This window comes from Catenulispora acidiphila DSM 44928, from assembly GCF_000024025.1.
Classification (GTDB): domain Bacteria; phylum Actinomycetota; class Actinomycetes; order Streptomycetales; family Catenulisporaceae; genus Catenulispora; species Catenulispora acidiphila.
Window position 1 is genome coordinate 5,547,038 of sequence record NC_013131.1, and the last position, 26,536, is coordinate 5,573,573.

At 68.7% G+C, this 26,536-nt stretch carries 16 protein-coding genes; 6 read left to right on the forward strand and 10 right to left on the reverse strand.

Going from position 1 to position 26,536, the window contains the following annotated elements:
* Window positions 1-61: 61 nt before the first annotated feature.
* The gene (locus tag CACI_RS24115; protein WP_015793464.1) at window positions 62-1,513 is read right to left on the reverse strand and encodes an alpha-L-fucosidase; all 1,452 of its coding nucleotides are present in this window, start codon (window positions 1,511-1,513) and stop codon (window positions 62-64) included.
* Window positions 1,514-1,737: 224 nt separating this feature from the next.
* Here CACI_RS24115 and CACI_RS24120 point away from each other — a divergent pair, with 224 nt between their 5' ends.
* Entirely contained in the window at window positions 1,738-3,456 is a 1,719-nt protein-coding gene (locus CACI_RS24120) for a cellulase family glycosylhydrolase (protein WP_015793465.1), read from the forward strand.
* Window positions 3,457-3,514: 58 nt separating this feature from the next.
* Here the strand turns inward: CACI_RS24120 and CACI_RS24125 are convergent, their stop codons facing one another.
* Window positions 3,515-4,555, reverse strand: coding sequence for a LacI family DNA-binding transcriptional regulator (locus CACI_RS24125; RefSeq protein WP_015793466.1), 1,041 nt, complete (start codon window positions 4,553-4,555; stop codon window positions 3,515-3,517).
* A gap of 841 nt (window positions 4,556-5,396) precedes the next feature.
* Between CACI_RS24125 and CACI_RS53580 the strand changes: the two genes are divergently transcribed.
* The 3 genes from CACI_RS53580 (at window position 5,397) to CACI_RS24140 (ending at window position 8,271) form a co-directional block, all read left to right on the forward strand.
* A complete protein-coding gene (locus CACI_RS53580) occupies window positions 5,397-5,747 on the forward strand; it encodes a MerR family transcriptional regulator (protein ID WP_015793467.1) in 351 nt (116 codons plus the stop codon).
* Between the two features lie 86 nt (window positions 5,748-5,833).
* The gene (locus tag CACI_RS24135; protein ID WP_015793468.1) at window positions 5,834-6,373 is read left to right on the forward strand and encodes a GNAT family N-acetyltransferase; all 540 of its coding nucleotides are present in this window, start codon (window positions 5,834-5,836) and stop codon (window positions 6,371-6,373) included.
* 221 nt (window positions 6,374-6,594) lie between these two features.
* Window positions 6,595-8,271 (forward strand): glycoside hydrolase family 27 protein, encoded by a 1,677-nt coding sequence (locus tag CACI_RS24140; protein ID WP_015793469.1) that lies wholly within the window; start codon window positions 6,595-6,597, stop codon window positions 8,269-8,271.
* 1,555 nt (window positions 8,272-9,826) lie between these two features.
* Here CACI_RS24140 and CACI_RS24145 read toward each other — a convergent pair.
* The 3 genes from CACI_RS24145 to CACI_RS24155 form a co-directional block, all read right to left on the reverse strand.
* Window positions 9,827-12,124 (reverse strand): glycoside hydrolase family 6 protein, encoded by a 2,298-nt coding sequence (locus CACI_RS24145; RefSeq protein WP_049871690.1) that lies wholly within the window; start codon window positions 12,122-12,124, stop codon window positions 9,827-9,829.
* A gap of 290 nt (window positions 12,125-12,414) precedes the next feature.
* Window positions 12,415-13,917: an arabinofuranosidase catalytic domain-containing protein gene (locus CACI_RS24150; RefSeq protein ID WP_015793471.1), complete on the reverse strand. Its 1,503-nt coding sequence runs from the start codon at window positions 13,915-13,917 to the stop codon at window positions 12,415-12,417.
* Window positions 13,918-13,993: 76 nt separating this feature from the next.
* Window positions 13,994-17,632: a glycoside hydrolase family 3 C-terminal domain-containing protein gene (locus CACI_RS24155; RefSeq protein WP_015793472.1), complete on the reverse strand. Its 3,639-nt coding sequence runs from the start codon at window positions 17,630-17,632 to the stop codon at window positions 13,994-13,996.
* Window positions 17,633-17,991: 359 nt separating this feature from the next.
* On the opposite strand from CACI_RS24155, the gene CACI_RS24160 reads away from it, so the two are divergent.
* Together CACI_RS24160 and CACI_RS24165 are read left to right on the forward strand one after the other, a co-directional pair.
* On the forward strand, window positions 17,992-19,470 hold the full coding sequence (locus CACI_RS24160; RefSeq protein ID WP_015793473.1) for a non-reducing end alpha-L-arabinofuranosidase family hydrolase: 1,479 nt from the start codon (window positions 17,992-17,994) through the stop codon (window positions 19,468-19,470).
* A 201-nt stretch (window positions 19,471-19,671) separates the two neighbouring features.
* Window positions 19,672-21,135 carry an aldehyde dehydrogenase family protein gene (locus CACI_RS24165; protein WP_015793474.1) on the forward strand — a complete coding sequence of 488 codons (1,464 nt, stop codon included), beginning with the start codon at window positions 19,672-19,674 and terminating at the stop codon, window positions 21,133-21,135.
* Here CACI_RS24165 and CACI_RS24170 read toward each other — a convergent pair.
* Genes CACI_RS24170 through pcaH form a run of 5 tightly spaced genes read right to left on the reverse strand, consistent with a single transcriptional unit; the run spans window position 21,123 to window position 26,529 of the window.
* Window positions 21,123-22,346 carry a 4-hydroxybenzoate 3-monooxygenase gene (locus CACI_RS24170; RefSeq protein WP_015793475.1) on the reverse strand — a complete coding sequence of 408 codons (1,224 nt, stop codon included), beginning with the start codon at window positions 22,344-22,346 and terminating at the stop codon, window positions 21,123-21,125. The two genes, CACI_RS24165 and CACI_RS24170, sit on opposite strands and share 13 nt — an antisense overlap.
* On the reverse strand, window positions 22,346-23,539 hold the full coding sequence (gene pcaDC / locus CACI_RS24175; protein ID WP_015793476.1) for a bifunctional 3-oxoadipate enol-lactonase/4-carboxymuconolactone decarboxylase PcaDC: 1,194 nt from the start codon (window positions 23,537-23,539) through the stop codon (window positions 22,346-22,348). The genes CACI_RS24170 and pcaDC overlap by 1 nt, the downstream gene beginning before the upstream one ends.
* A complete protein-coding gene (locus tag CACI_RS24180) occupies window positions 23,536-25,242 on the reverse strand; it encodes a lyase family protein (RefSeq protein WP_015793477.1) in 1,707 nt (568 codons plus the stop codon). Before CACI_RS24180 ends, pcaDC begins: the two co-directional genes overlap by 4 nt.
* Complete coding sequence (gene pcaG, locus CACI_RS24185) at window positions 25,229-25,753, reverse strand: protocatechuate 3,4-dioxygenase subunit alpha (RefSeq protein WP_015793478.1); 525 nt, start codon at window positions 25,751-25,753, stop codon at window positions 25,229-25,231. Before pcaG ends, CACI_RS24180 begins: the two co-directional genes overlap by 14 nt.
* The gene (gene pcaH / locus CACI_RS24190) at window positions 25,753-26,529 is read right to left on the reverse strand and encodes a protocatechuate 3,4-dioxygenase subunit beta (RefSeq protein ID WP_015793479.1); all 777 of its coding nucleotides are present in this window, start codon (window positions 26,527-26,529) and stop codon (window positions 25,753-25,755) included. Before pcaH ends, pcaG begins: the two co-directional genes overlap by 1 nt.
* Window positions 26,530-26,536 lie beyond the last annotated feature (7 nt).

The following is a 26,536-nucleotide window of genomic DNA, read 5'->3' on the forward strand; positions in this document are numbered from 1 at the left end:
GGATTCCCGGCGGGCGTTCGCTCGCCGGGAATCACCTGAGAGCCACCGTCGGTGGAGACTGTCAGGGTTTTGAATCAAGGCTCGGTATCGGTCCGTCGAAGGTCAGCTTGGCGACATAGGCGGCAGCGCTGAACGGCGCGGACTGCGGGAGGGCGATGTGCAGCCCGGCTGCGTCCTGGCGGTAGTCGCTCAGCGGGATGTACGCGTCGGTCTCGGGTCCGATCAGCTCGATCGCGCGCAGCGAGCCGAGGTCGAAGCGTCCTGCTGCCAGCGTGGCGATCGTCAGACCGCCCGCCGGCCAGCCGAGCACGGTCGCGTACAGGATGCGGCCCGGCTTGTCGCGCGTGAAGCGGATGTCCCTGGCGGTACCGGCCACTGGCGGGACGAAGGATCCGCCGCCCATCTCCGTCGGTCCCTCGCCGTAGACGGTCCATGCCCGGGTCTCGTAGACCGACTCGCCGTAGCGACGCAGGTAGTCGCCGATGGCGAGCAGGAGGGTGCGCTGCTCGTCGGGGATGACTCCCTCGGCGGTGGGGGCGATGTTGAGCAGGAGACCGCCGTTCTTGCTCACCCTGTCGATCAGCGAATGCAGGATCAGCTCGACCGGCACATACACGAGATCGGGTTTGTAGGACCAGCTGTCGACGGTGAGGATGTCATCGGTCAGCCAGTACGGATGGGTCAGGTCCTTCGGACCGCCGCGTTCGTAGTCGTAGACCTGGCCCTTGTCGGTGAGGCCGTCCTTGTAGGTGGCCACGACCTCGGTGCCCCACTCGCCGGCGCGGTTGTAGTAGTGGGCCAGGAATTCCAGGACGATCGGCTCCTCGATCTTGTCGAGGTTGACGTCCTGGTAGATGATGTCCGGCCGGGCCAGATCGATGACTTCCTTGAGTTTGTCCAGCCACAGCCGGTCGTGTTCCGGTTTGCTCAGTTGCCCGTAGAGCTTGCGCAGGGACCGCGTGGGCTGCGGCGGCACATGCTCGAAGTAGCCCGTGTAGTGGTAGGCGTGATGCATCGCCACCAGCAGCTTCAGCCCTTGTTCCCGGTAGGCCTCGGCGAACAGGGACAGCAGGTCCAATTGCGGTCCCTTGGCCACCGAGTTCCACTCGTTGACGCGGCTGTCCCACATCGAGAAACCGTCGTGGTGCTCGGCGACCGGTCCGGCGAAGCGCGCGCCGGCGTCGGCGATCAGCTGAGCCCACTCGTGCGGGTCGAAACGCCCGCCGGCCGAGGCGAGCGTCGGCGCGAACTTGACGAACCGGCCGGACCTGTCGTCGGCGCCTTCGATGAAGCGGTGGTACGGCCACGTCTGGGGATCGCCGTAGGTCTCGACGTGGTGTTGCCGCTCCGCGCCGTCGGGATAGTACATCGCGCGTGGATACCACTCGTTGGCGAACGCCGGGACGCTGAAGGCGCCCCAGTGGTGGTAGATCCCGAACTTGGCGTCTTGGAACCATTCCGGTGCTGCGACGTGTCGGTCGACGGAGGCCCAAGTCGGCGTGAAGAGGGTCACGGCGGACTCCCAATGATCTCTTGGTTACGAAAGTTTCTCGCGACCGTACTATCGAACAGAGCATGCGGGAAGGGCCGTAGCAGGCTCCTGTCACTCAGGGTCGCCGCCGACCGCGGCACGAAGCAGCCCAAAGCCTTGCTGTGGCTCGACATCCTCAGTACGTTCCGCGCGAAACATCGTCGCTCGTTTTCGAGAAACATTTTCGCCATGTGCAAGGAGGTCTCGTGCATCGCTCTCCGCTACGCAAGGTTCGAAGGCGTACCGGTCCAAGACTCGCCGGGTTCGCAAGCCTGCTGCTGGCGATCACCGGCATGCTGCTCCCCGCGACAGCGCACGCCACCGCTGGCGCCCCGGCAGCCGCCGGACCGATGCGGTTCCTCGCGGCCATGCAGCCCGGCTGGGGTCTGAGCAACACCTTCGACGCCATCCCCGACCCGACGTCCTGGGGCAACCCGCCGGTCACCAAGGCCCTGATCGACCAAGTACGCTCCGACGGCTTCCACAGCATCCGCATCCCGGTCACCTGGGGCGGCCACGAAGGCGCCGCGCCGAGCTACACCATCGACCCGGCCTTCATGAACCAGGTCAAGCAAGCAGTGGACTGGTCACTGTCCGACGGGCTCTACGTCGTCCTCGACGTCCACCACGACTCCTGGCAGTGGATCAGCAACATGGCCGGCGACCCGACCGGCGTCCTGGCCCGATTCGACGCCACCTGGACCCAGATCGCCGACACCTTCAAGGCAGAATCCGACAAACTCGTCTTCGAATCCGTCAACGAACCCCAATTCACCAACACCACCGATACCCAAGCCGAGGCACTGCTCGATCAACTCAACACCGCCTTCAGCCACCTCATACGCGCCACCGGCAGCACCAACACACACCGCTACCTGCTCCTGCCCACCCTCGGCGACACCCCCACCAAGCCACTGATGGACAGCCTGCTCAACACCATCGAGACGCTCCACGACCCCGATGTGATCGCCAGCTTCCACTACTACGGCTACTGGCCCTTCGCGGTGAACATCGCCGGCGCGACCACCTTCGACACCACCGCCCAACAGGACATGACCACCGACTACCAGCTCGCCCACGACGAGTTCATCACCAAGGGCATCCCCGTCTGCGCCTGCGAGGTCGGACTCCTCGGCTACGACTACACCAAACCCGGCGTCATCGAGCGCGGAGAAACACTCAAATACTTCGAAGCCCTCGGCGACGAATCACGGAGCACCGGCATCCCCACCGACTACTGGGATTCCTACATCAACCGCGCCACACTCCAGCCGCGCGACCCCGATCTGTTCGCCCAAATCCAGTCGAGTTGGCGGGCGTCTTCAGGAACCGCCTCATCCGACATGGTGTTCCTGCCACAAGCCAGTCCGATAGCGGCTCACAGCCTCACACTGAACCTCAACGGCGACACCTTCACCGGCCTCACCCAGGGCGATGTCAGACTTGCCCAAGGCAGGGACTACACCGTCTCCGGCGACCAGCTCACCCTCACCGCATCCCTGCTGACACGGCTGGCCGGCAACGGGCCCACCGGACCCAACGCGACGCTGCAGGCACACTTCTCCCACGGCCTGCCATGGCAGATCAGCGTCATCGTCAGCAGCCAGCCCACCCTGGCCGCCGCCACCGGAAGCACCAGCTCCTTCGCGGTCCCCACGCGGTTCAACGGCGACATCCTGTCCACCATGCAGGCGCAGTACGCCGACGGCAGCAATGCCGGGCCGGCCAACTGGACCTCATACCTGGAATACTCCACGGCGTTCGCCGCGGACTACGCCAACGGCAACACCACATTGACATCAGCGTTCTTCGACTCGCTGACCGACGGCGCGAAGGTCACCCTCACGTTCCACTTCTGGAGCGGAGCCACCGCCACCTACTACGTCACCAAGAACGGCACCGCCGTCACCGGCACGACCTCCTGAACGAGAAATGCCTGCGGGCCCGGACCGGTAGGAGTCACCGGTTCGGGCCCACGCACGTTCACCCCGCCGGCTTGGGCGGCGCGGTACTCCGGCGCACCGTGAGGGTGGTCGCGAGTTCCACCCCGAGCTGCGGCGTTTCCTCGCCTCGGCCGAGCGCCAGCGCGAGCTCGGTGGCCGCTGCCGCCATCTGGCTCAGCGGCTGGTGGACGGTGGTCAGCTGCGGATCCAGCCAGGCCGCCACCGGCAGGTCGTCGAAGCCGACCACGCTCACATCGTCGGGGATGCGCAAACCGGCTTCCCGCGCGGCCTGGTAGACCCCGATCGCCTGCAGATCGTTGGACGCGAACACCGCGGTGGGACGATCGGCCAGAGCGAACAGGCCACAGGCGGCGGCGTAACCGGCTTCCTTGCTGGGCTCCGCCTCGACGGTCAGTTCCGGATCCACCGGCAGACCCGCGGCGGCCATCGTGAAGGCGTACGCGGCCGTCCGGGCATCGAAGCACATCAGTCCCGCGGGTCCGCGGACCATGGCTATACGCCGGTGTCCGAGGCCGATCAGATGCCGGGTCGCCGTCTGCCCGCCCCGCCAGTTGGTCGCGCCGACGAAGGGAACGTCCTCGGGCAGCTCGCTGATCGGATCGAACACGACGAACGGAATCCCGTTGGCAGCCAACTGCTCCCGCTCGGCGTCCGACAGCTGCGCCACGGACAAGACGGCCTTGGGACGGCGGAACACCATGTCGTCCATCGGCTCGGGCAGCGAGTCGTGCAAACCGAACTCCGAGACCGTCACCCCGATCCGGTGCTTACGGGCCACCTGCTCGACACCCCGGATGATCTCCACCGCCCACAAGCTCTCCAACTCCCGGAACACCAGCTCCAAGGTGTTGCTCCGGAACGGAGGCTTGCGATAGCCGTGCTGGATGATCAAGTCCTCGATCCGAGCCCGGGTGTCGTCGGAGACCCCGGGCCGGCCGTTGAGCACCTTCGAGACCGTGGGGACCGACACGCCCGCGCTCTCAGCGATGTAGGCGATGGTGACAGGCCCGTCCCGACGCTTCGCGACGCCCGCAGGCCTCGCCGACCGATCATCCGTCACGGGGTCATTCTCGCACCACGCGCAACGGGGCAGAGCGAGTACGGCTCCTGCCTTGATTCCCCGGCCAGATCTCTCGGTCAGCCAGAACGCTGCCTTGGCAGAGGAGCATCACCGGATCGGGCTAACCGATCTGATGGGTCGGACGGATTCCAGTCCAGGTGCACGAACTCCGCCGTGCGATTCCGACAGCCATCATCGCTCCTGGTCAAGAGCCTAGCCATCGACTGAACGGGCCAACGCCCCGCTATGCCGCAGACGCCTGGTCGATCACACCTTCAGGTCATGCTCCCAAAAATCTGTAGCCGTCGGTGTAGACATCCGGCCGCTGCCTGGGTAGTGTTCCTGTCGTAACCGCAAGAGGCGAAAGGCGCGGCAGACACGAACTGGCGCGAGGCAAGTGCAAGTGCAGGACGGCAATAGGGTTCCGGGGCCAGCAGTGCTGGTGGGCGCCGGGGCCGACGGCCGGGCCGCAAGACAGGGCCCGGGGCTGCCGAGCAGTACCGCATGTGAAGTAGGCAGTACCGCAAGTGCAGTGAGCAGTACCGCAAGTGAAGTAGCAGTACCCCGTTTGGCAGGACACGAAGGAAAAGAGGAACGAACACCATCAGGATCGCCCAGGCGAAGAACGTACCTGGGTGGGCAGTCCAGTCCCGGATGGGAAGGTGATTTCCGGTCACACCTCCGAGATCCCCGCGACAAGCCCTTCAAGGCTGGTGCGCGGAGAAGTAGGCCGACGCATTCTGGTCGGCATGTAGATGGTGTTATATCCCCCAGGGCCCGGTGCCGTACGGCACCGGGCCCCTCCTCGCGTTCACATTCACAACAGACAAAAGAGGTGCAAGTGCCAGGCAGTACCCGCTCCACCCCGGCCGACAGGCTGGACGACGACGACTATCCGGCCTACACAATGGGCCGGGCCGCCGAAATGATCGGCGCCACCCCCGCGTTCCTGCGGGCCTTGGGCGAGGCCAAACTGATCGTGCCGCTGCGCTCCGACGGCGGCCACCGCCGCTACTCCCGCTACCAACTGCGCATCGCCGCCCGCGCCCGCGAACTCGTCGACACCGGCACCCCCGTCGACGCCGCCTGCCGCATCATCATCCTGGAAGACCAACTCGAAGAAGCCCAACGCCTCAACGCCGAACTCCGCCGACACGCAGCAGAGAACACCGCGCCCGCCGAGGGAACATGACCTGAGCCGGCACAGCCGCCGATGCCGCCTCCGGCTACTCCTGCGCGACAACCTAGCGAGTGCAGCGCTGGGGATAGGTTGGCCAGGTGGAGACCTATGAGGATCTGCCAGCAGAGTTGATGACAGAGCGGCTCCGGTTGCGGCAATGGCACTCGTCGGATGCCGAGGAGTACCGCGGGCTGTGGCTTGAGCGGGATCCACGTGTATTGCGGCGAATCGACGCGGAAGGGCGCCCGACAGTCGACGATCTCCGCGAGGGGATCACTCGCAATCCGCAGGGAGCGGAGCCCGGGCTGGGTTTGCTGGCGATCGAGCTGCGGGTTTCGGGGGCGTTCATCGGATACTGCGGATTGACCGTCAACGGAGCGTCTTTCGACGAGCCCGAGATCGCGTTCGAGGTCGCCCGGAGAGCCCACGGTCACGGGTATGCCACAGAGGCTGCGCGTGCGATCGTCGAAGCCGCGGCCCGGACGGGCCGGCGGCGGCTGTGGGCGACCGTACGGGAGTGGAATGCGGCATCGTTCCGGGTGCTCGAGAAGCTTGATTTCCACCGGAGCGGTCGCATCGATGAGGACGCCGAGCATGGCGATTCGATCTGGATGACACGCGTACTCGACCAGGCATAGACGGCGAGGCAGACGCCGGCGCAGCGCCCTGGCCCGCTTCGACCGGACTCGACGCCCTCCGCACCCGAGCCGCTGTCGTCGCCGTCTGCCGAACCGGCCGTGTCGGGCATGACGGGCTATTGACGTCCGGCCGCCCTGTTGGCACTTTCAGTCAGAGAGGTCGAACCGATTCGACCTCGTGCGAAAAGGACTGAGTTGTGGTCAATCTGAGAAGTCGCAAGATGCTGCGGGCTGCGATCCTTGCCGTGGTCTGCGCGCTGGCCTCGCCTGTCGGGCTGGTCGGCTCGCGCGTGCAAGCCGCCGTGGCGGACTCCCCGGCGCGTGCGGCGCCTGCGGCGGTGGCGGCGGCCTCGACGGTGAGCGCGCCGCCGATTGGCTGGGCGTCGTGGAACACTTTCGCCGCGCAGATCAACTACAACGTCATCAAGGGGCAGGCCGACGCGTTGGCGTCCTCCGGCATGGAAGCCGCCGGCTATCAGTACGTGAACATCGACGAGGGCTGGTGGCAGGGTACCCGCGACGCCTCCGGAAACATCACGGTGGACTCGGCAGACTGGCCCGGCGGGATGAAGGCCATCGCCGACTACATCCACAGCAAGGGGTTGAAGGCCGGGATCTACACCGACGCCGGGAAGAACGGCTGCGGCTACTACTACCCGACCGGCCGTCCTGCGGCTCCGGGAAGCGGCAGCGAAGGTCATTACGATCAGGACTTCCTGCAGTTCTCCCAGTGGGGCTTCGACTACGTCAAGGTCGACTGGTGCGGCGGCAACGCCGAGGGCTTGAACGCGCAGAACACCTACCAGGCGATCAGCGACGCGATCGGCCGCGCCACGGCGCAGACCGGCCGTCCGATGGTGCTGTCGATCTGTGATTGGGGCAATCAGAGCCCGTGGAACTGGGCGCCTGGCATGTCCGCGCTGTGGCGCACCAGCGGCGACATCATCTACTACGGCCAAGCCCCCTCGATGACCAACGTGCTGGCCAACTTCGACGCCGCGCAGCATCCGGCCGCCCAAAGCCCCGGCCACTACAACGATCCGGACATGCTGATCGCCGGCATGCCCGGATTCACCGCGGCGCAGAACCGCACCCACCTGAGCCTGTGGGCCATCTCCGGCGCGCCCCTGTTGGCCGGCAACAACTTGTCGACTATGAGCAGCGACACCCGTGCCGTCCTGACCAACCCCGAAGCGATAGCCATCGACCAGGACTCCCGCGGCCAGCAGGGCGTGAAGGTGGCCGAAGCCCAAAGCGGGCTGCAGGTGTACAGCAAGGTCCTGTCCGGCAGCGGCCGCCGCGCGGTGGTCCTACTCAACCGCACCGGCTCGACGGCGACCATCACCGCCCCATGGTCGGCCTTGGGACTGACCGGCGCCGCCTCGGTCCGCGACGTGTGGGCCGCCGTCGACCGCGGCAGCTTCACCGGAAGTTACGCCGCCACCGTCCCCGCCGGCCAGGCCGTCCTGCTCACCGTGACCGGCACCGACGGTACCGGCGGCGGCACCGGCAGCGCCAAGCAGATCATCGGCACCCCATCCGGACGCTGCGTCGACATCAACAACTCCTCCACCACCAACGGCACCCAGGCCCAACTGTGGGACTGCAACGGCCAAAGCAACCAGCAGTGGACCCCCACCGCCACCAAACAGCTGATGATCTACGGCACCAAGTGCCTGGACGCCTCCAACCAGGGCACCACCAACGGCACCCCAGCCGTCATCTGGGACTGCAACGGCCAAACCAACCAGCAATGGACCATCAACGCCAACGGCACCATCACCGGCGTCCAATCAGGCCTCTGCCTCGACGCCTCCGGCGCGGCCACCGCCAACGGCACCAAGCTGCTGCTGTGGACATGCAGCGGCGCCGCCAACCAGAAGTGGACTGTGAAGTAGGGGCGCTCGGCGACTCGGCTGGTTAATGGGTTTCTAGAAGCTTTTTAGACACCCCTGACTGATGTGTGGGTCGGGTGGGGTGGGTGGTGTGGGGTGGGTGGGTGCGGTTGGTTTGTGGGTTTTTAGAAGCTTTTTACGTCTTCGAGCATGGTTTGATGGCCTCGCAGGGGGCGCAGTTCGGTGGAGCGTGTCCGGGTCGCGTTGGCGGCCGGCGGTTGTTCGTGTCCACGACCGCGCGCCGGTCCGAGTCACTGCGCACACGTTTGTGTTGGCGGCTGACGGCCGCGTTTGAGGGGCGCCAAAAATCAAGGGCAGGGCCTCCGGCGGCGCCTTCGCGGCGAGCGGCCTCGCTCCGGGGAGGGGGCGGTCGCGCTGTCCGGCGGCGGTTGTTGCTTGTGGTCGCCTTAGTCCCGGATTCCCCGTCGCGTCGTCGCCGTAAACGGAATCATTTCGGCCTGGCGGAGTAAAGTCGCATCGCTTTTGCTGTGGTTGAGAAACGCCCGACTTGACACCGCCAGTCCGAAAAGATTGGCAGAGCCCGCCGACGCGACGGGGAATCCGGGACACAACCCCGTATGGTGTGGAGGATCCACCGACGTGGGTGGCAGGCTGCTGCTTCATCTACTCGCCGACACCTTCGGGAAAGGCAGTTGCGCTTTTCACCGGCATCGCGCCGGGACTGGCAGCCTGCAAGTGGTGAGCATTCTGCGATAGGCGGGGGACCTCCTCTCACAAGGGTGTTGTCCCGGATCCCTCGTCGCTGTCGGCGGGCTCTGCCAATCATTGTGGACTGGCGGTGTCAAGTCGAACGAAACAGCACCACAGCAATTGCGATCCGACTTTACTCCGCCAGGCCGCAATGATTCCGTCTACGGCGACGACAGCGGCGAGGGATCCGGGACAAAGGCGACCAACATTCGAACCGCCGCCGAGCCGCCCAACCCAGCCCCGCCCCCCGTTGCAGAGTGCCCCCGCCGGAGGCGCCTGCCCTTGACCTTGACTTCTGGTGCCCCTCAAACGCGGCCGCGACCCGCCAGCTCCAACGCGTGCGCAGTGACTCGGACCGGCGCGCGGTCGTGTCGCTCCACCACCGCCGGCCGCCGACGCGACCTAGCCACCCTCCACCGAACTGCGCCCCCTGCGAGGCCATCAGACCATGCTCGAAGACGTAAAAAGCTTATAAAAACCCACAAACCAATCGCACCAGCCCAATCACCGTCACCCATATATAAGCCATGAGCGCCACTTTTACGACTTCGCGCAAGGTGTTGATGGCCTCGCAGGGGGCGCAGTCCGGTGGTACGTGGCTGGGCTGGGCTGCGCTGGCGGCCGGCAGTAGTGAGTGTTCACGACCGCGCACCAGTCCGAGTCACTGCGCACGCATTGGGGCTGGCGGGCGGCGGCCGCGTTTGAGGGGCATCTTTGGGAAACGCACTAGCCAAGTCACGAGCCCCGAAACAGCCCTCCTGCCAACAGCCAACTGCCAACAGCCGACCGGCCCGGTGCGCATCAACTGCGCACCGGGCCGGCCGTGTTCTCCGCAATCAGCGATAGCTCAGCTGGCGCTGCAGGTGAGCGTCGGGTTGGCGTTGCTGCCGCTGTAGGTGCCCTGGAAGCCGAAGGTGGTGTTGCCTCCGGCCGCGATCGCGCCGTTGTAGGCCATGCTGGTGGCGGTCTCGCTGTGGCCGCTTTGCTGGCTGGCGGCGTTCCACATGCTGGTGACCTGCTGGTTGCCGGCCCAGGTCCAGGTGACCTTCCAGGACTTGGTCGGGGCGGTGCCGGTGTTGGTGACGGTGACGTTGGCGGTGAAGCCGCTGCCCCAGTCGCTGCCGATCTGGTAGGTGGCGGCGCAGCCGGAGCCGCCGGTGCTGCCGCCCGAGGTCGTCACCGACACCGCGGCGGAGGCCGGGGAGAGGTTGCCCGCCGCGTCGTAGGCGACCACGGTGTACGAGTACTGCGTCGAGGCGGTCAGGCCGGTGTCGGCGAAGGACGTGGTGGTCGTGGTGCCGACCAGGGTGCCGCTCCGGTAGACGTGGTAGCCCGCCACGCCCACGTTGTCCGTGGACGCCGACCAGGACAGGGTGGCGCCGGTGCTGGTCACGCCGCTGGCGGTGACGTTGGTCGGGGTCGAGGGCGGCGTGGTGTCACCGCCGGTGGAGCCGCCGCTGGTGGTGGCGGTGACCGCGCTGGAGGCCGAGGAGAGGTTGCCCGCGGCGTCGAAGGCCTTGACCGTGTACGAGTACTGCGTCGAGGCGGTCAGGCCGGTGTCGGTGAAGCTGGGGGTGGCCGAGGTGCCGGCCAGCGTCGTGCCGCGGTAGATGTCGTAGCCGGTCACGCCGACGTTGTCGGTCGAGGCGGTCCAGGTCAGCGAGACGCTGCTGCTGGTCTTCGAGGCCACGGTCAGGCCGCTGGGCGCGCTCGGCGGCGTGGTGTCGCCGCCGGTGGTCCCGCCGAGGGCCGGGTAGGCGTTCTGCACCAGCTGCTTGAACTGGAAGGCGAACCACTGTCCGGCCGGGACGTCGTAGCCGGGGATGGCGTCGGTCGGGTAGGTGCCGCCGTTGCCGTCGGTCTGGGTGCCGGCCGGGTCGCAGTGCGGGTCGCCGTGCGAGTGCGAGGAGCTCGGGTAGTCGCCGTCCGACTCCCCCGGGGGCTTGATCCACACGTCGGCGATGACGTGGTCGCCGGAGCCGTAGGGGTTGGCCTGCGGCCGCGCGCCGATGCCCGCGCCGTTGACGTTGCACCAGTCGCCGCGGAACGGCCGCAGGTCGACCTTGTTCGCGCTCACGTAGCTGTTGACGTCGGTCGGGCTGGAGTTCAGCGAGGTGGGCCGGGACGTGCCGCCCCAGCCGTTGCGCGAGGTGTCGATGATCATGCCCACGCTGGACGGGAAGCCGCTGGAGACGAACTCGCTGTACATCGCCTCGTCGTAGCTGTGCTCGTCGAAGTACGGGTTGTACTGGTAGAAGTTCGCCGACTTCAGCGGCTGGCCGCCGACGGTGAGGTTGGAGTTCGGCAGGAACGGCTCGTCGGACGGGGTGGTGTTCGCGGTGTCCGAGACGAAGCCGTCGACCGTCGCGTAGCCGCCGGTCGCGGCCTGCACGACCTTGGCGTACTCAGGACCGGCGCCGGTCATGTTGTTGGGCCAGCCGAGCCAGCCGGAGTGGCCGATGTCCAGGTAGTTGTAGATCTGCGAGCCGATCCCGTGCAGCTTGCCCAGCGCGTAGGCGATGCCCTTCTCGTAGTAGGGCGTCGCGGCGGCGCACGCGGACTTGCTCTGGTTGGTGACCGCGTTGGGCAGCGAGTCCGGCTCGACGAAGTTCACGATCCGCAGGTTGCTGTAGCCCGAGGCGCCCTCGATGGCCACGATCGGGTCGATGTACTGCGACTCGTACTGGGTCAGCCCGGCGTCGGTCGCCGGGATCTCGCCGTTGGAGGCCAGCGCCGCGCAGTCCCGGCCGGGCAGGTCGTAGACGACCACCTCGACCTCCACCGGGCTGGTGGTCCCGGCGGCCTGCGTCTCGGCCTTGTCCAGCTGCGCCTTCAGGCCCAGGTGGCTGCTGTCGCCGGCGATCGCGCCGATGTGGTCCATCCAGATCGCGGTCTGGTACGCGCCGACCTTGGCCTCGGCGGAGCTGCCGTCGGCGGACGCCTGCGACTGGACCTCGGAGACGTAGTCAGGGTTCAGATACGGGCTCGACCCGACGAAGGGGTTGGCCGCGTGCGCGGCTGCCGCCGCTGCCGGGGCTACTGACGTTGCCTGAGCCGCTTGGACGCCCCACCAGGGCATCAAGAGCGCGGCGCCGACGACGAGCGCCAGGGACGACGCTCGGGCCGGATGGCGGTGTGCAACCACTGGACACCAGTCTTTCGGGGGTTGACGGCGGTGACGGCCGGGGGGACGGCCGAGACCGATGGGGATGCGGCGTGAGACCGCCGCGCAGCACCAAGTTACGAGCCAGGAAAGAAGCGTCAACGGTTGGTTTCCGCCTGCGCACGTCCGGCTGGTGGAGCGGGGGATTCCGATGAAAGTTTCGGACTTCTTCACGCACAGTGACCGCCACGGGCGCCGGGCACGCCGCCGTCCGGCAGGCCGGAGCCTGGCCGATGACGGTGCGCCCGGCGCTGCCGGAGCCGGCGGTCCGATCAGCTCAGACTCCACTGCTGGTTGGACTGGCCGTTGCAGGTCCACAGCTCCACCGGCGAGCCGTTGGCGGTGGCGGCGCCGGTGACGTCGAGACAGAGCCCTGACTGGGCGCCGGTGATCGTGCCGTTCGCCGTGACGTTCCACTGCTGATTGGGTTGGCCGTTGCAGGCCCAGATGATCACCTTCGTGCCGGCGGTGGTGCCCTTCCCGTTGGCGTCCAGGCACATCTGGGTGCTGCCGGAGTAGACCGTCAGCTGACCGCTGGAGGTGTGCGCGAAGACCTGGTTCGCGCCGCCGGCACAGGCGTTGATCTGCAGCTGGGTGCCGCCCGCGGTGCTGGAGTTCGGCACGTCCAGGCACTTGCCGGCGCCCACGGCGTGCACCTCGCCGGCGGTGCCGCCGCCGGTGGAACCGCCGCCGTAGCCGGCCGCGGCGATGTTGGCCTGGACCGCGTTGTCCGTGGCGTCACTGGGGTAGCCGGCGGTGATGGCGCCCTCGTAGAAGGTCCCGAGGCTCTGGTTGCCGCCGCCGGAGGCGCAGCAGTCGCCGCCACTGCCCAGGATGATGGCGCCCTGCTGCCGCATCGGGCTGTAGCCCGGCGGTAGAGCGCCGTTCCACAATGTCGTCAAACCTCCGGATTGCGCGTCCCCGCCCTTGAGCGCGAACTGCGAAGTCCCGTTGTTCTTCAGCATCGCGGTGACATAGCGGCTGCTGAAGGCTCGTTGGTTGGCGTTCCAGGACTGGCTGCCCCCGGAGTAGAGCCCGTATTCGAGGTCGGCCTGCACCCACGGCCCGCTGCCCGAACACCCGCCGAACCAGCAGCTGGTGCCGAAGTAGATCGCGTCCATGGCGCCGGCGCCGTCGGCGTGCCGGTCGGTCTCGCTGTTGCCGTAGTCGAAGCAGCACCCGCCGTTGACGTGGGTTCCGCTGGTCACCATGTAGGCGCCTTGGGGCGCGCTGCCCAAGGGCATTCCCGTGGCCGAGCCGTTGTGCCAGTAGCTGTTGCCGGGGTTGATGTACAGCGAGTACGCCTTGGACCCGCCGACGGTCAGCGACTCGCTGGTCGCGTTGGAGGGCGTGTCCGTTCCGCCTGCTCCGCCCGGACCCTGGTAGGCCACGTTGTTGCCGTGGCCGGACTGGTCGTAGACGACGGTGATCACACAGGAGGTGCCCGCGCAGAACGAGTCCTGGGCGGCGGCGTTCGCGGTCCCGCCGGCGGAGAGCACGCCGATGTTCGCCGTCGTGCTGTCGGAGGAGCGCCGGACTTGATAGAGCGGTCCGTTGTACGCGCCGTAGAGCGCCCGAACCGTGCTGTGGGCTGCCACGCAGGGCGTGCCGCCGGCGGCGTAGATATCGCAGGGTTCGGATACCGCGGCGTGCGCCGGTCCGGGCAGGACCATGGCGCCGATCATCATGCCGATGACGACGATCAGCGCGGCGACCAGCCGGGGAAGTCCGATGCCGAGTCTGAGCAGGCGGGGTGCGCTGGAGCTGGCTTCCATCTCTTCTCCCTACTGAAGTGAAACTTTCATCCTTCTGTTGCGGCCTGGGGCAGCCTGTGGCGGCCTGTGGCGGCGATCAGCCGACGGCGATCGCGAAGATGTGCATCGCCGTCTGGTTGATCAGGGCCGTGCCGACGTTCGGGAGCGTCAGATATTTGATGGTCTTGCCCGGGGTCAGCGGGACCGTGTCGGTGTAGAGGCTCACCTGGTTGTGGAGCGCTCCGCTGGCGTTGTTCAGGTAGGGGAAGGTGGCCAGGACGTCGCCGCCGGATGCCGCCGCGTTGGTCCACCAGTCGCTGTAGGCGAGGCTGAACGACTGGGTGGTGCCGTCGGTGTAGGTGATCACGGCGGTGCCGGAGGCGGCTCCGTAGTCGGCCGTGCCGACGATTCCGAGGGTCGATCCGGTGCCGGTGACCGGGATGGTCTGCCCGGTGGCGACGATGTTGTCCGGCGTGCCGGGCGCCGGGGCGGGCCAGGTGAACGTCAGACCGTCGTGGGTGAACGTGCCGCCGGGGGTGATGCTCGGGGTGGCCGTGGCGAGGGTCTGCGCGGAGTAGCTGGCGCCGCCGCCGTCGAGGTTGCCGACGGCGGTGTCGGAGTCGTCGCTGACGCCGGGGTTGGTGGAGGCGGCGGCGATCGAGGAATAGGGGATCGACACGGTGGCTCCGGTCGTGTCGCTGTGGGTGCCGGTGCCGTCGGTGAACGTGTACTGCGCGGTCAGCGCCGGCGCGTCCGCGGTCGGGCTGGCGTCCGCGGGGACGCCGACCGTCCAGGTGGTGGTGATGGTCTGGCCGGCCGCCACGCTGGGGAACGTCGCCGGAGTGCTCGCGGTGGCCGTCCAGCCCGCGGGCACGGTGAGGTGGAAGGCGGCGTTGCGCAGCTTCTCCCCGCCGCTCGGGTTCGCCGAGGTGGTGGTGACGGTGAAGCTGCCGCCGGGCACGGCGACGGCCGGCGCGCTCATCGCGAACGGCTCGTGCACGGCGATCGGCGTCGAGCCGGTGACGCCGTCGACGCTCACGCGGATCGTCGCGGTGCCGACGGCGTGCGTGGTGACGACGCCGGTGCGGCTGACCGAGGCGACCGCCGGATCGCTGCTGCTGTACTTGACGTGCTCGCTGCTCAGGTCGGCGAAGGACTCGTCGTTGTTCACCGCCTCGACGACGCTGTCCGCGCTCGGATGCTGCGCGGCCTGCGCGGTGTCGTCCGCGATCCACGGGTTCTTCCCGGTCAGGTCGAGCGTGTTCCCGGGGGTGAAGACCACCTGGTCGGGTTGCACCGTCACGTACTGGATCCGCGGCTTGATCGCCCCGGTGACCCGCAGCGGGCGGGAGGCGACGGTGTCGGCGGCGTCGGTGGCGAGCCGCAGCGTGTACGTGCCGTCGGTGACGGCGTTCTTCGCGTTCTGCGCGTCCCAGGTCGCCAGATCGGCGATGTTGACGGAGACGGACAGGTGCTGGGTCTGGCCGGGCTTGAGGACGGCCGTCTTCGCAAAGCCTTCGAGCTGCTCAGCGGGCTGCTGCGTTCCGGGCACGCTGGGCGGGGTGATGTAGAGCTGTGCGACTGTGGCTCCCGGCGTCTTGCCGGTGTTGGTGACGTCGAACCGGACGGTGGCCTTGCCCTGAGCGTCGGCGTGGTCGGTCGCCTGGACCTTGGAGTAGGCGAAGTCGGTGTAGCTCAGGCCGTAGCCGAAGGGATAGGTCGGCGTGCCGGTGAAGTACTGGTAGGTGCGGCCCAGGCCACCGGTGTCCGCCGGGTTCAGACCGTAGTTCTTGATCGACGGCAGCTGCGAGTCGTCCTTGTACCAGGTGAAGTCCAGGTGCCCGCTCGGGTTCTGCTTGCCGAACAGGACGTCGGCCAGCGCGGTGCCCTGGCTCTCGCCGTTGTAGGCGCTGTAGACGATGGCGGGGAAGTCGCCCTTGACGTTCTCGATGTCGACCGGGCCGTCGGTCTGCATCGACAGCACGGTGCGGGGGTTGCCGAGCGCGGCGACCTGGCTGATCAGCGAGTCGTAGTTGCCGGGCATGGCCAGGCTCGCGCGGTCGTTGCTCTCCCCCGCGGTGCTCCCGTCGGTACCGACGAACACCACGACCAGGTCCGCGGTCTTGATCGCGGCCTGGGTCGCCGCGGAGCAGGACGCCGCTGCGGTGGCGGTCGTGGAGGTGCCGCAGGCATCGAAGGTGACGGTGGCGTTCGGGTTGGCCGCCTTGACCGCGGAAGTGATGCCCTGCACGGCGTTCACCTGGAGCGTCGGGTCACCGGAGTACCCGCCGAGGGTGACCGTGTTCGCCAGGTCGCCGACGACCACGACGTTGTTCAGGCTCGCGGGGTTCGCCGGCAGCACCTTGGCTGCGGAGCCCGGCATCGGGTCGTTCTTGAGCAGCACCAGGGAGTTGGCCGCCACCTTCTCAGCTAGAGCCTGGTGCTCAGGGCTTTGGATCTGCGCCTTGGTGATGCGGGTGTAGGCGACCTTGTTCGCCGGGTCGAACTCGCCGGTCTGCATGCGCACGGTGAACAGCTGGACGAGGGCATGGTCGATCACGCCCTCGCTGAGGATCTCCGCCTTGATCGCGGCCTCGATGTTGCCGAGTGTGGCGTCGCCGCCGGTGCAGTTGGCATCGGTTCCGGCGCGCAGCGCGTAGGCCTGGCCGCCCGCGTCGGCCGGCACCTGGACGCCGGTCGCGGTGTTCGTCCACGTACTGGTGCCGTTGACGACCGAGACAGTCCATCCCGGCGGTGCCCAGTCGTGGCTGGAGGAGGCGGTGACGTCGCCGACCGCGCCGCAGTCCGAGGTGATGTAGCCGTCGAAGCCCCAGGTGCGCTGCGCCAGCGCGTCGGTGGTGTAGGTGTCGGCCGGCGACGGGGTTCCGTTGATGGCGTTGTACGACGTCATCAGGCCCGCTACGTGCGAGTCCTCCACCAGGCTGCGGAACTGCGCGGTGTAGTAGTCGCGGATGTCGGACTCGCTGGCGTCGGCGGAGTCGGCGTGCCGGTCGTTCTCGTTGTTGTTGAGCGCGAAGTGCTTGGCCGTCGCCGCGACCTTCAGATACGGGCTGGTCGGCGTGCCGTCGATCGTCTCACCCTGGTAGCCGGCGACGAACGCGCCGGCCATCTTCCCCACCAGGTAGGGGTCCTCTCCGAAGGCTTCGTCGGTGCGCCCCCAGCGCGGGTCGCGGTCCATGTTGACGGTTGGCGCCCAGTAGGTCAGGGAGCCGTAGTCGTCCGCAGACGGGCCGATGTTGTTCTGGGCGACGCCCCACAAGGACTTGTCCAGTTCTCCGCGGACCTCGTCGGAGATGGCCGTCGTCTCCTGGTAGACCAGGGCCGGATCCCAGGACATCGTCGAGGACAGATTGGTCGGGAAGCTGGTGGCGTGCGGTCCGCCGGCCGCACCGCCGTTGTTCGAGTCCGCACCCAGCAGGTTGATGCCGTGCTGGCCTTCACTCCAGTAGGTATACGACTGCACGCCCAGGCGCGGAATCGCCGGCGCGCTGTTGGTGTGCAGCTGTGCCACCTTCTCCGGCAGCGTCATCCGCGAGACGAGGTCGGCGGCGCGCTCGGCGAACGAGTAGCGGGTTTGCAAGTAGATCGGTGTCGACCCGCCGCTGCCCGCGGCACCCGCCGCAGGGGGTGCGGGTGTCGCGGCCATGACAGACGCCGCCAACGCGGCGACGGCGCCCAGCGTGAGCACTCGTCGCGATGAACCGATCAAGGTCATGGTGCCTCCTTGTGACGCCGGCGTGGGAAACGCCTTACTTCCAAGGTGGGAAGGCCTCCATGGGCCGGGGTCCGCGCGTTCTTGGAGGCCTGGGACGACTGGGTGAGCCGGGCGCGGCGATGTTAGCGCTAACAGGAAGGGATCCTGGCACTCTCGGAGAGCTTGTCAAGGTTCTCCCTCGGCGAAGGTCCCGCCAGATGGGGGTGTCAGTAACTTTCACGGCCGCCCTCGGGATCCGCAGGCCCTCCGCGCGAGGGGATTGACACCCCTTATCCGGCAAGCCCAGGCTGCGTCTGTTAGCGCTAACAATGTCCTCACATACGTGCGGAAGCGGACTTGGAGCTGACTGGGAGAAAGTAATGACGAACACAGGAAGCATCAGCCGCGGTCGTCGATCCTTGATCGCCGCGCTGGCCGCCCTGGCATTGGCCCTGGCGGCAGCGGTGGTGACGCTGGGGGTGGCGGCCGGTCCGGCCCGGGCCGACGTCACCGGCGCGCTGCGCGGCGTCGGTGCGGGACGGTGCCTGGACGTGCCGAACTCCAGCCAGAGTGATGGAACCTACCTGCAGATCTACGACTGCTCGGGCGGTTCGAACCAACAGTGGACGCTGACATCCGGCGGAGCGCTGACGGTGTACGGCGGGAGCAAGTGTCTGGACGTGCCCGGCAAGGCGACCGCCGCCGGCACCCGGGTGGAGATCTGGACCTGCAACGGCGGGACCAACCAGCAGTGGCGGGTGAACTCCGACGGCACGGTGGTCGGGGTGCAGTCCGGGCTGTGCCTGGACGTCACGGGCGCCGCGACGGCCAACGGCACCGCGGTGGAGATCTGGACCTGCAACGGACACAGCAACCAGCAGTGGACCGGGTTGTCGTCCTCGCCGCCGCCCACGAGCCCGAGCTCGACGCCGTCCACCGGCGGAGGCGGCACCTGCTCGCTCCCCTCGACGTACCACTGGTCCTCGACCGGCGCGTTGGCGACACCGCAGAACGGGTGGGTCTCGCTCAAGGACTTCACCAACGTGGTCTACAACGGCAAGCACCTCGTCTACGGCTCGGACGTCAACGGCTCCGGGTCCTACGGCTCGACGGGCTTCGCCCCGTTCACCAACTGGTCCGACATGGCCTCGGCCACCCAAACCGGAATGAACCAGGGCGCGGTCGCACCGACCCTGTTCTACTTCGCGCCGAAGAACATCTGGGTACTGGCCTCCGAATGGGGTTCGGCACCGTTCATGTACCGCACCTCCAGCGACCCGACCAACCCCAACGGCTGGTCCTCACCGCAGGCCCTGTTCACCGGCAGCCTCTCCGGCTCCGGCACCGGCCCCATCGATGAGACGCTGATCGGCGACGGCACCACCATGTACCTGTTCTTCGCCGGCGACAACGGCAGCATCTACCGCGCCAGCATGCCGATCGGGAACTTCCCGGGCAACTTCGGCTCCAGCTACACCACGGTCATGAGCGACTCGACCGCCAACCTCTTCGAGGGCGTCCAGGTCTACAAGGTCCAGGGCCAGAACCAGTACCTGATGATCGTCGAGGCGATGGGCGCGAACGGCCGCTACTTCCGCTCCTTCACCGCCAGCAGCCTGAGCGGCTCCTGGACCCCGCAGGCCGCCAGCGAGAGCAACCCCTTCGCCGGCAAGGCCAACAGCGGCGCCACCTGGACCAACGACATCAGCCACGGCGACCTGGTCCGCAACAACCCCGACCAGACCATGACCATCGACCCCTGCAATCTGCAGTTCCTCTACCAAGGCAAGGATCCCTCCGCCAACCAGTCCTACAACCTGCTCCCCTGGCGGCCCGGCCTGCTGACTCTGCAGCACTAGCCGGCCCGCCCCCGCCGTCTCCGGTCGCCAATGGGTAGGCGACCGGAGACGGCCCATTGTCGTGGGAGCAGATCTTCGTCCTCTGATGCCGTCCCGGCTGTGGCGCCGCCTACAAACGTCTTGATCCTCGCGCGAAAAGAGAGCACGGTGGACCCGCGGGGTGAGCTATTTCCTGTCAGCACCACTAGGAGACAGAAGCACATGCCACTTCTCGAGGGCGTCGACTGGCACGGCAACATCTTCCTGTCCGGCAAGTGGGTGCGCGGCGGCGGTGGCGACTACGCCGTGGTCGAACCCGCCACCGGCGCGGAGCTCGGCCGGATGGGACGGGCCGGCGTCGAGGACGTCGCGCGGGCCGCGCACGCCGCGGCGCAAGCTCAGCGCGAGTGGGCCGCGCTCCCCCACCCGGCGCGCGCGGCGGTGCTGCGCCGAGCCGGCGACCTGTGGCAGGAGCACGCCGAGGAGATCTCCTGGTGGAATGTGCGCGAGGTCGGCGCCGTGCCCGGTATGGCAGCCTTCTCCCTGCACGTCGCGGCCGAAGAGTGCTACGAAGCCGCGAGCCTGCCCAGCCGTCCGCTGGGCGAAGTCCTCGCCTCGGAGCAGCCCCGGCTGTCGATGGCGCGGCGGGTGCCCGCGGGGGTGGTCGGCGTCATCTCGCCGTTCAACGTCCCGATCATCCTCGGCATCCGGTCGGTGGCGCCCGCGCTGGCACTGGGCAACGCGGTCCTGCTCAAGCCGGACCCGCGCACCGCTGTCACCGGCGGCGCGCTCATGGTGCGGATCTTCGAGGAGGCCGGGCTTCCGGCCGACGTCCTGCAGCTGCTCCCCGGCGGCGCCGACGTCGGCGAAGCCCTGATCACCGATCCGCGGGTCCGCGTCGTGTCCTTCACCGGGTCCACGGCCGTCGGCCGCCGCGTCGGGGAGCTCGCCGGCCGGCATCTCAAGCGGGCCCACCTCGAACTCGGCGGGAACTCGGCGCTGCTGGTGCTCGAGGACGCCGACGTGCAGGAGGCCGTCAACCTGGCCGCCTGGGGCTCCTTCTTCCACCAGGGCCAGATCTGCATGACCACCGGCCGCCACCTGGTCGCCGAGTCCGTCCACGACGCCTTCGTCGAAGCCCTCGCGGCGAAGGCCGCCGCGCTCCCGGTGGGCGATCCGGCGACCGGACAGGTGGCGCTGGGCCCGGTCATCGACGCCGGGCAGCGCGACAGGATCCACGGCATGGTCACCGCGACCGTGGAGGCCGGCGCCGCGCTGGCGGCCGGCGGGACCTACGAGGACCTCTTCTACCGGCCGACGGTCCTGGCCGACGTCCCGATCGGCGCGCCGGCGTTCGCCGAGGAGGTGTTCGGTCCGGTCGCACCGGTCACCAGGGTCGGGTCGGTCGAGGAGGCGATCGCCGTGGCGAACGCCGGCGAATACGGGCTCTCACTCGGCATCGTGACCAGGGATGTGATGCGCGGGCTGGAGATCGCCGAGAAGATCCCCACCGGCATCGTCCACATCAACGACCAGACGGTCAACGACGAGGCCAACGCACCGTTCGGCGGGGTTCGCGGCTCGGGCACCGGCGCGCGCTTCGGCGGCGCGCAGGCCAACATCGAGGCCTTCACCGAGACGCGCTGGATCACGATGCGCGGCCAGGCGCCCGCTTATCCCTTCTGAGGCGCTCGCTCTCCTGCGATGGGGATGCCGACGTAGTTCTGCGCCAGCTCGGCGGCGGCGTGCGGGGACGCCGCGATCCGCGCGAGCTGCGAGAGCTGGAGCCTGGTGTCGAACGCGGACTGGTCCGGGTCGACGTGCAGGGTCGTGGTCATGAAGTACGAGAAGTGCTCCGCGCGCCACACCCGCTCCAGACAGGTGTCGGAGTAGGCGTCGAGGAGCTCGGCGGAGCCCGTCTCCTTCCAGTGCGCGAGCGCGCGGGCCAGGATGATGACGTCCCCGGTGGCGAGGTTGAGGCCCTTGGCGCCGGTCGGGGGGACGATGTGGGCGGTGTCGCCGGCGAGCAGGACTCGGCCGTGGCGCATGGGTTCGGTGACGTGGCTGCGCATCGGCAGCACCGACTTGGCGGTGATCGGGCCGCGCGTCAGCTTCCAGCCGGGATCGGCCCGGGTGGCGAAGCGGCGGTCGAGCTCGTCCCAGATCCGGTCGTCGGACCAGGCGGCCGGGTCGGTGCCGTTGGGCACTTGCAGATACAGGCGGCTGACGGTGTCCGAGCGCATCGAGGCCAGGGCGAAACCGCGGTCGGAGTGCGCGTAGATGAGCTCGTCGTAGACCGGGGGCGCGTCGGCGAGGATGCCCAGCCATGAGTAGGGATAGGTGCGTTCGTAGGTGTGGCGCAGGTCCGCGGGGACGGCGTCCTTGGTGACCCCGTGGAAGCCGTCGCAGCCGACGGCCCAGTCGCAGGTGAGGGTCTGCTCGCGACCGTCGCGGCGGTACCGGACGGCGATGCGGTCGTCGTCGGCGGTTCCGACGGCTCCGACGGCTCCGACGCTGCTCACACCGGCCTCGAAGAGCAACGGCCCGCCATGCGCCAGGTGCAGCGCTATCAGGTCCTTGACCATCTCGGTCTGCGCGTAGACCATGACGCCGCGCCCGCCGGCCAGGACGGCGAAGTCGATGCGCTGCGACCGGCCGGCGAAGCGGAGCTCGATGCCGTGGTGGACGATGCCCTCGCGGTCCATCCGCTCCCCCGCGCCGGCCGCGCGCAGGGCGTCGACGGTGACCTGTTCCAGGATTCCGGCGCGTTGGCGCTGTTCGACGTATTCACGGTCGCGGGCTTCCAGAACCACGGAGTCGACGCCCGCCTGGTGGAGCAGGCGGGCCAGGAGCAGCCCGGCGGGACCGGCGCCGATGATGCCGACGGTGGTGTGCATCAGTGGTCGTCCTTGTGGTCGGTGGTCTCGTCGGCGGTGGTCTCGTCGCTGGTGGCCTCGTCGAGGACTCTGCGGGCGATGGCGAACGCGGCGTTGGCGGCCGGGACGCCGCAGTAGACGGCTGTCTGCAGCAGCACCTCGCCGATCTCCTCGGGAGTCAGGCCGTTGCGGACGGCGGCGCGGACGTGCAGCGCGAGCTCCTCGTGGTGACCCCCGGCCACCAGCGCGGTGAGAGTGACGCAGCTGCGGGTGCGGCGGTCCAGGCCGGGGCGGGTCCAGATCTCGCCCCAGGCGTAGCGGGTGATGAAGTCCTGGAAACCGGCGGTGAGCGGCGTGGCGGCGGCGAGCGCGCGGTCGACGTGGGCGTCGCCGAGGACGGCCCGGCGCATGGCGGTGCCCGCCGCGTGACGCTCGGCGTCATCCGACGGCGCGGCGCCGAAATGTGCGCGCAGGGCGTCCAGGACGGGCCGCGGGCGTTCGACCGGCGCGAGATGGCCCGCACCCGGGATCTCGAGAAGTCCCGCTCCGGCGATGCCGTCGGCCAGCTCCCGCGAGTGCGGCGGCGGGGTGGCGGTGTCCTCGCGTCCGGCGATGACGAGCGTGGGCGCGGTGATCCGGTCCAGCTCGCCGCGAAGGTCGCAGTCGGCAAGGGCTTCGCAGCACGCGGCATAGGCGACCGGGTCGGCGGCACGCTGGTCGGAGATCAGCTTCTCCAGGGCCTCGCCGCCGGGGAAGTCCGACGTGAACCAGCGGGCCGGCGCGGATGCGGCCAGGAATTCCGTGCCTTCGCGACGGACCCGCGCGGCACGCTCAAGCCAGGCCTGCGGCTCGCCGAAGTGAGCGGAGGAACAGACCAGTGCCAGGGAGGTGATCCGGTCGGGATGGCGGACGGCAAGATGGGCGCCCACCGCTCCGCCGATGGAGATTCCCGCGTAGGCGAAGCGCTCCAACCCCAGGTGGTCGGCCAGGGCCAGGACCAGGTCGGCCAGTTCGGCGACGGTCGCCCGCTCGCCGACGAGGGTGGCCGCGGAGCCGCCGTGTCCCGGCAGGTCCCAGCGGATCACCCGGTGGTCTCGGGCCAGGGCTTTGACGTGCCCGTCCCATACGGCCAGCGAGGTTCCCAGGGACGGCGCCAACAGCAGCGGCGGCGCGTCTGACGGACCCTCGATCACGAAGTGCGGCACAAGACTCATGGGCAGTTCTTTCGTGGCGGCGTCGGCGGCGGCATGCGACGCAGGGCCCGGTCCACGAGCGCCTCGGCCGCGCCGAGGTAGTCGGCGGGATCGGTGAGCCTCCGCAGTCGGTCCCGGCTGATCAGGCCTTTGAGTTCCGGGGCATCCGCCAGAACGTCCTCCAGGCTCGTGCCAAGGCTGCCGACCCGATCCGCGGCATCGGCGAGCAGCTGCTTGGCCGGACCCCGGCCGAGGACCCCGCTCACCTCGGCGGCCAGCCGCTCGCTGACGACCAGCCCCCGAGTGCGATGCAGGTTGTCGAGCATCCGGTCGGGGAGGACGCGCAAACCGGCGACGAGTCCAGCAGCGGCCTCCGCAGCGCCACCGGCAAGCCGCAGAAGTTCCCGCAGCGGCTGCCACTCGGCGTGCCAGGCTCCAGCCGGCCGCTCGTCCTCAGCAACAAGCGCACCGAACAGCACCGCAGCCAACGCCGGCGCTTGGCGAGCAGCAGCGGCAATCAGCGTCGCGCGCACCGGATTCGCCTTGTGCGGCATGGCCGAGGAACCACCCGCAGCCCCCTCGGCAACCTCACCGACCTCAGTCCGCGACAACACCAGCACATCAGCAGCGACCTTCGCCATAGCGCCGACGGCGAAGGCCAGAGCACCGCCGAGGTCAGCAACGGGAGTCCGCAGCACATGCCAGGGCAGCTCCGGCACGGCCAGCCCAAGCTCCCGGGCGAACGCTCCGGGAAGATCGATCGCGCTGCCCGGCGTCGGCGAACGTCGCGGTGAATCCTCGGGATGATCGATCGTGCTGCCCGGCGACGGCGTCAGCTGGGACATGGAAAGCCGCGAGCGTCCCGGAGAGTTCTCGGGATAGTCGATCGCGCTACCTGGCGGCGGCGTCGGCGCGGACATCGGAAGCGGCGAGGCTCCCGGTAAATCCTCGGGCTGAGCGATCACGCTGCTTTGCGACGGCGTCAGCTGGGACGCGGAAAGCGGCAAGGCTCCCGGAGAGTCTTCGGGATGGGCGATCGTGGTGCCTGGCGGCGTCGACCCGGACCCTGGAAGGGGCGAGCGTCGCGAAAAGTCTTCGGGATGGTCGATCGCATCAGCCCGCACCTCGAACGCCGCGAGCGTTCCGGCCGCGCCGCCGAGTTGGGCCGGCAGGTGCAGGGTGGCCAGGCGGTCCATGCTGTCCAGGATGAGGGTTCGCCAGCCGGCGGCTTTGAGGCCGAATGTGGTCGGGACTGCGTGCTGGGTGAGTGTGCGGCCGGGCATCGGTGTGTTCTGGTGTGCGGCGGCCAGGGTTGCCAAGGTGTCCGCGGTGCGGCGGAGGTCGTCCTGCACCGTCGCGATGGCGCGTGCGGCGATCAGCATCATCGCCGTGTCGAGGATGTCCTGGCTGGTCGCGCCGTGGTGGACGAACGGGGCAGCGGCGGCGGGGACGGCGGCTGTCAGATCGGCGGCCAGCGGGATGACCGGGTTGCCGCCGGTGCGCGCTCGTAGTGCGATGTCGCGGAGGTCGAAGTTCTCGGCGCGCGCCGCCGCGGTGATGGCGGCCGCGGCCGCGTCGGGTGCCTGGCCGAGTGCTGCCTGGGCGCGGGTCAGAGCGGCTTCGGCGTCGAGCATTGCTTGCAGGAAGGCGGGGTCGCCGGTGGCTTCTTCGACCGTTGTGCCGGCCCAGACCGGTGCGAGCAGGCCGACGTCAGCGGAAGTCAAGGAACACCGTCTCCTTCTCCCCTTGCAGGTGGATGTCGAAGCGGTACACATGCTCGGCCGTCGGCTCGGCTATCAGGGTGCTGCGCCGGTCCGACTCCAGCGCTGCCAGTAGCGCGTCGCTGTCGAGATCGGCGTCGGGCAGGTAGACGCGGGTGAACAGATGGTGCAGCAGTCCTCGGGCGAAGACGCAGACCGACAGGTAGGGCACTCCGCCGGGCGGCAGGGTGCGAAGGACGTAGCGGCCGTCGGGACCGGTGCTGACGCGTCCGAAGCCGGTGAAGGTCAGGCCGTCGCGCCGCAGTGATCCGGGAGCGCCGGCCCGCGAGCCGTCCGGAGCCGGCTGCCAGATCTCCAGCAGGGCGTCGGGGACGGGCTCGCCGGCGCCGTCGCGGACGTGGCCGTGGACGGTGAGGGCGCCGTCGTGGCCGGCCGGGGCGATCTGGCCGCCTTGCGGGAACGGCAGCGCGTAGCCGTAGAAGGGCCCGACGGTCTGGGACGGGGTGGGGTGCATCAGCGTCCTTCTTCGGTCCAGGTGGCGGCGGGACCGTCGAGCACGATGTCCCAGCGGTAGCCGAGCGACCATTCGGCGGCGGACAGCTCGTGCTCGTAGGCGGCGACCAGCCGGTTCCGGGCGGCGGCGTCGGTGACGGACTGCAGGATGGGGTCGTAGGGGAAGAGCGGGTCGCCGGGGAAGTACATCTGCGTGATCAGGCGCTGGGCGAACGCCGTGCCGAACAGCGAGAAGTGGATGTGCGCGGGCCGCCAGGCGTTGGTGTGGTTGCGCCAGGGATAGGCGCCGGGCTTGATCGTGGTGAACCGGTAGCCGCCCTCGCCGTCGGTCAGGCAGCGGCCCACGCCGGTGAAGTTGGCATCGAGCGGCGCCGGGTGCTGATCGCGCTGGTGCAGGTAGCGGCCGGAGGCGTTGGCCTGCCAGATCTCGACGAGCTGCCCCCGCACGGGGCGGCCGTCGCGGTCCAGGATCCGGCCGGTCACGGTGATCCGCTCGCCGAGCGGTTCGCCCAGGTGCTGCCGGGTCAGGTCGGCGTCGAGTTCGGTGACGTCGCTGACGCCGAACACCGGGCCGGACAGCTCGACCGCCTCGGGATCCCGGACGGTCACCAGCGGCTGCTTGGGGTGGCGCAACAGGCTGCTGCGATAGGGCGCGTAGTCGCGCGCCGGGTGGTGGCGCAGCCGCTCGGTGTCCGCGGCTGCGGTCGCATCCGCAGCCGCAGCCGCCTCGGCCCGCTCGGCGATCTCACGAGAGATGTCCTGCTGTGACAGTGCCATACAGTTC

Coding starts and splice junctions, on each gene's coding strand:
- CACI_RS24140 (WP_015793469.1), top strand. CDS start 6,595: ATGCTGCGGGCTGCGATCCTTGCCGTGGTCTGCGCGCTGGCCTCGCCT.
- CACI_RS24150 (WP_015793471.1), bottom strand. CDS start 13,917: ATGGAAGCCAGCTCCAGCGCACCCCGCCTGCTCAGACTCGGCATCGGA.
- CACI_RS24155 (WP_015793472.1), bottom strand. CDS start 17,632: ATGACCTTGATCGGTTCATCGCGACGAGTGCTCACGCTGGGCGCCGTC.
- CACI_RS24160 (WP_015793473.1), top strand. CDS start 17,992: ATGACGAACACAGGAAGCATCAGCCGCGGTCGTCGATCCTTGATCGCC.
- CACI_RS24165 (WP_015793474.1), top strand. CDS start 19,672: ATGCCACTTCTCGAGGGCGTCGACTGGCACGGCAACATCTTCCTGTCC.
- CACI_RS24170 (WP_015793475.1), bottom strand. CDS start 22,346: ATGCACACCACCGTCGGCATCATCGGCGCCGGTCCCGCCGGGCTGCTC.
- pcaDC (WP_015793476.1), bottom strand. CDS start 23,539: ATGAGTCTTGTGCCGCACTTCGTGATCGAGGGTCCGTCAGACGCGCCG.
- pcaG (WP_015793478.1), bottom strand. CDS start 25,753: ATGCACCCCACCCCGTCCCAGACCGTCGGGCCCTTCTACGGCTACGCG.
- pcaH (WP_015793479.1), bottom strand. CDS start 26,529: ATGGCACTGTCACAGCAGGACATCTCTCGTGAGATCGCCGAGCGGGCC.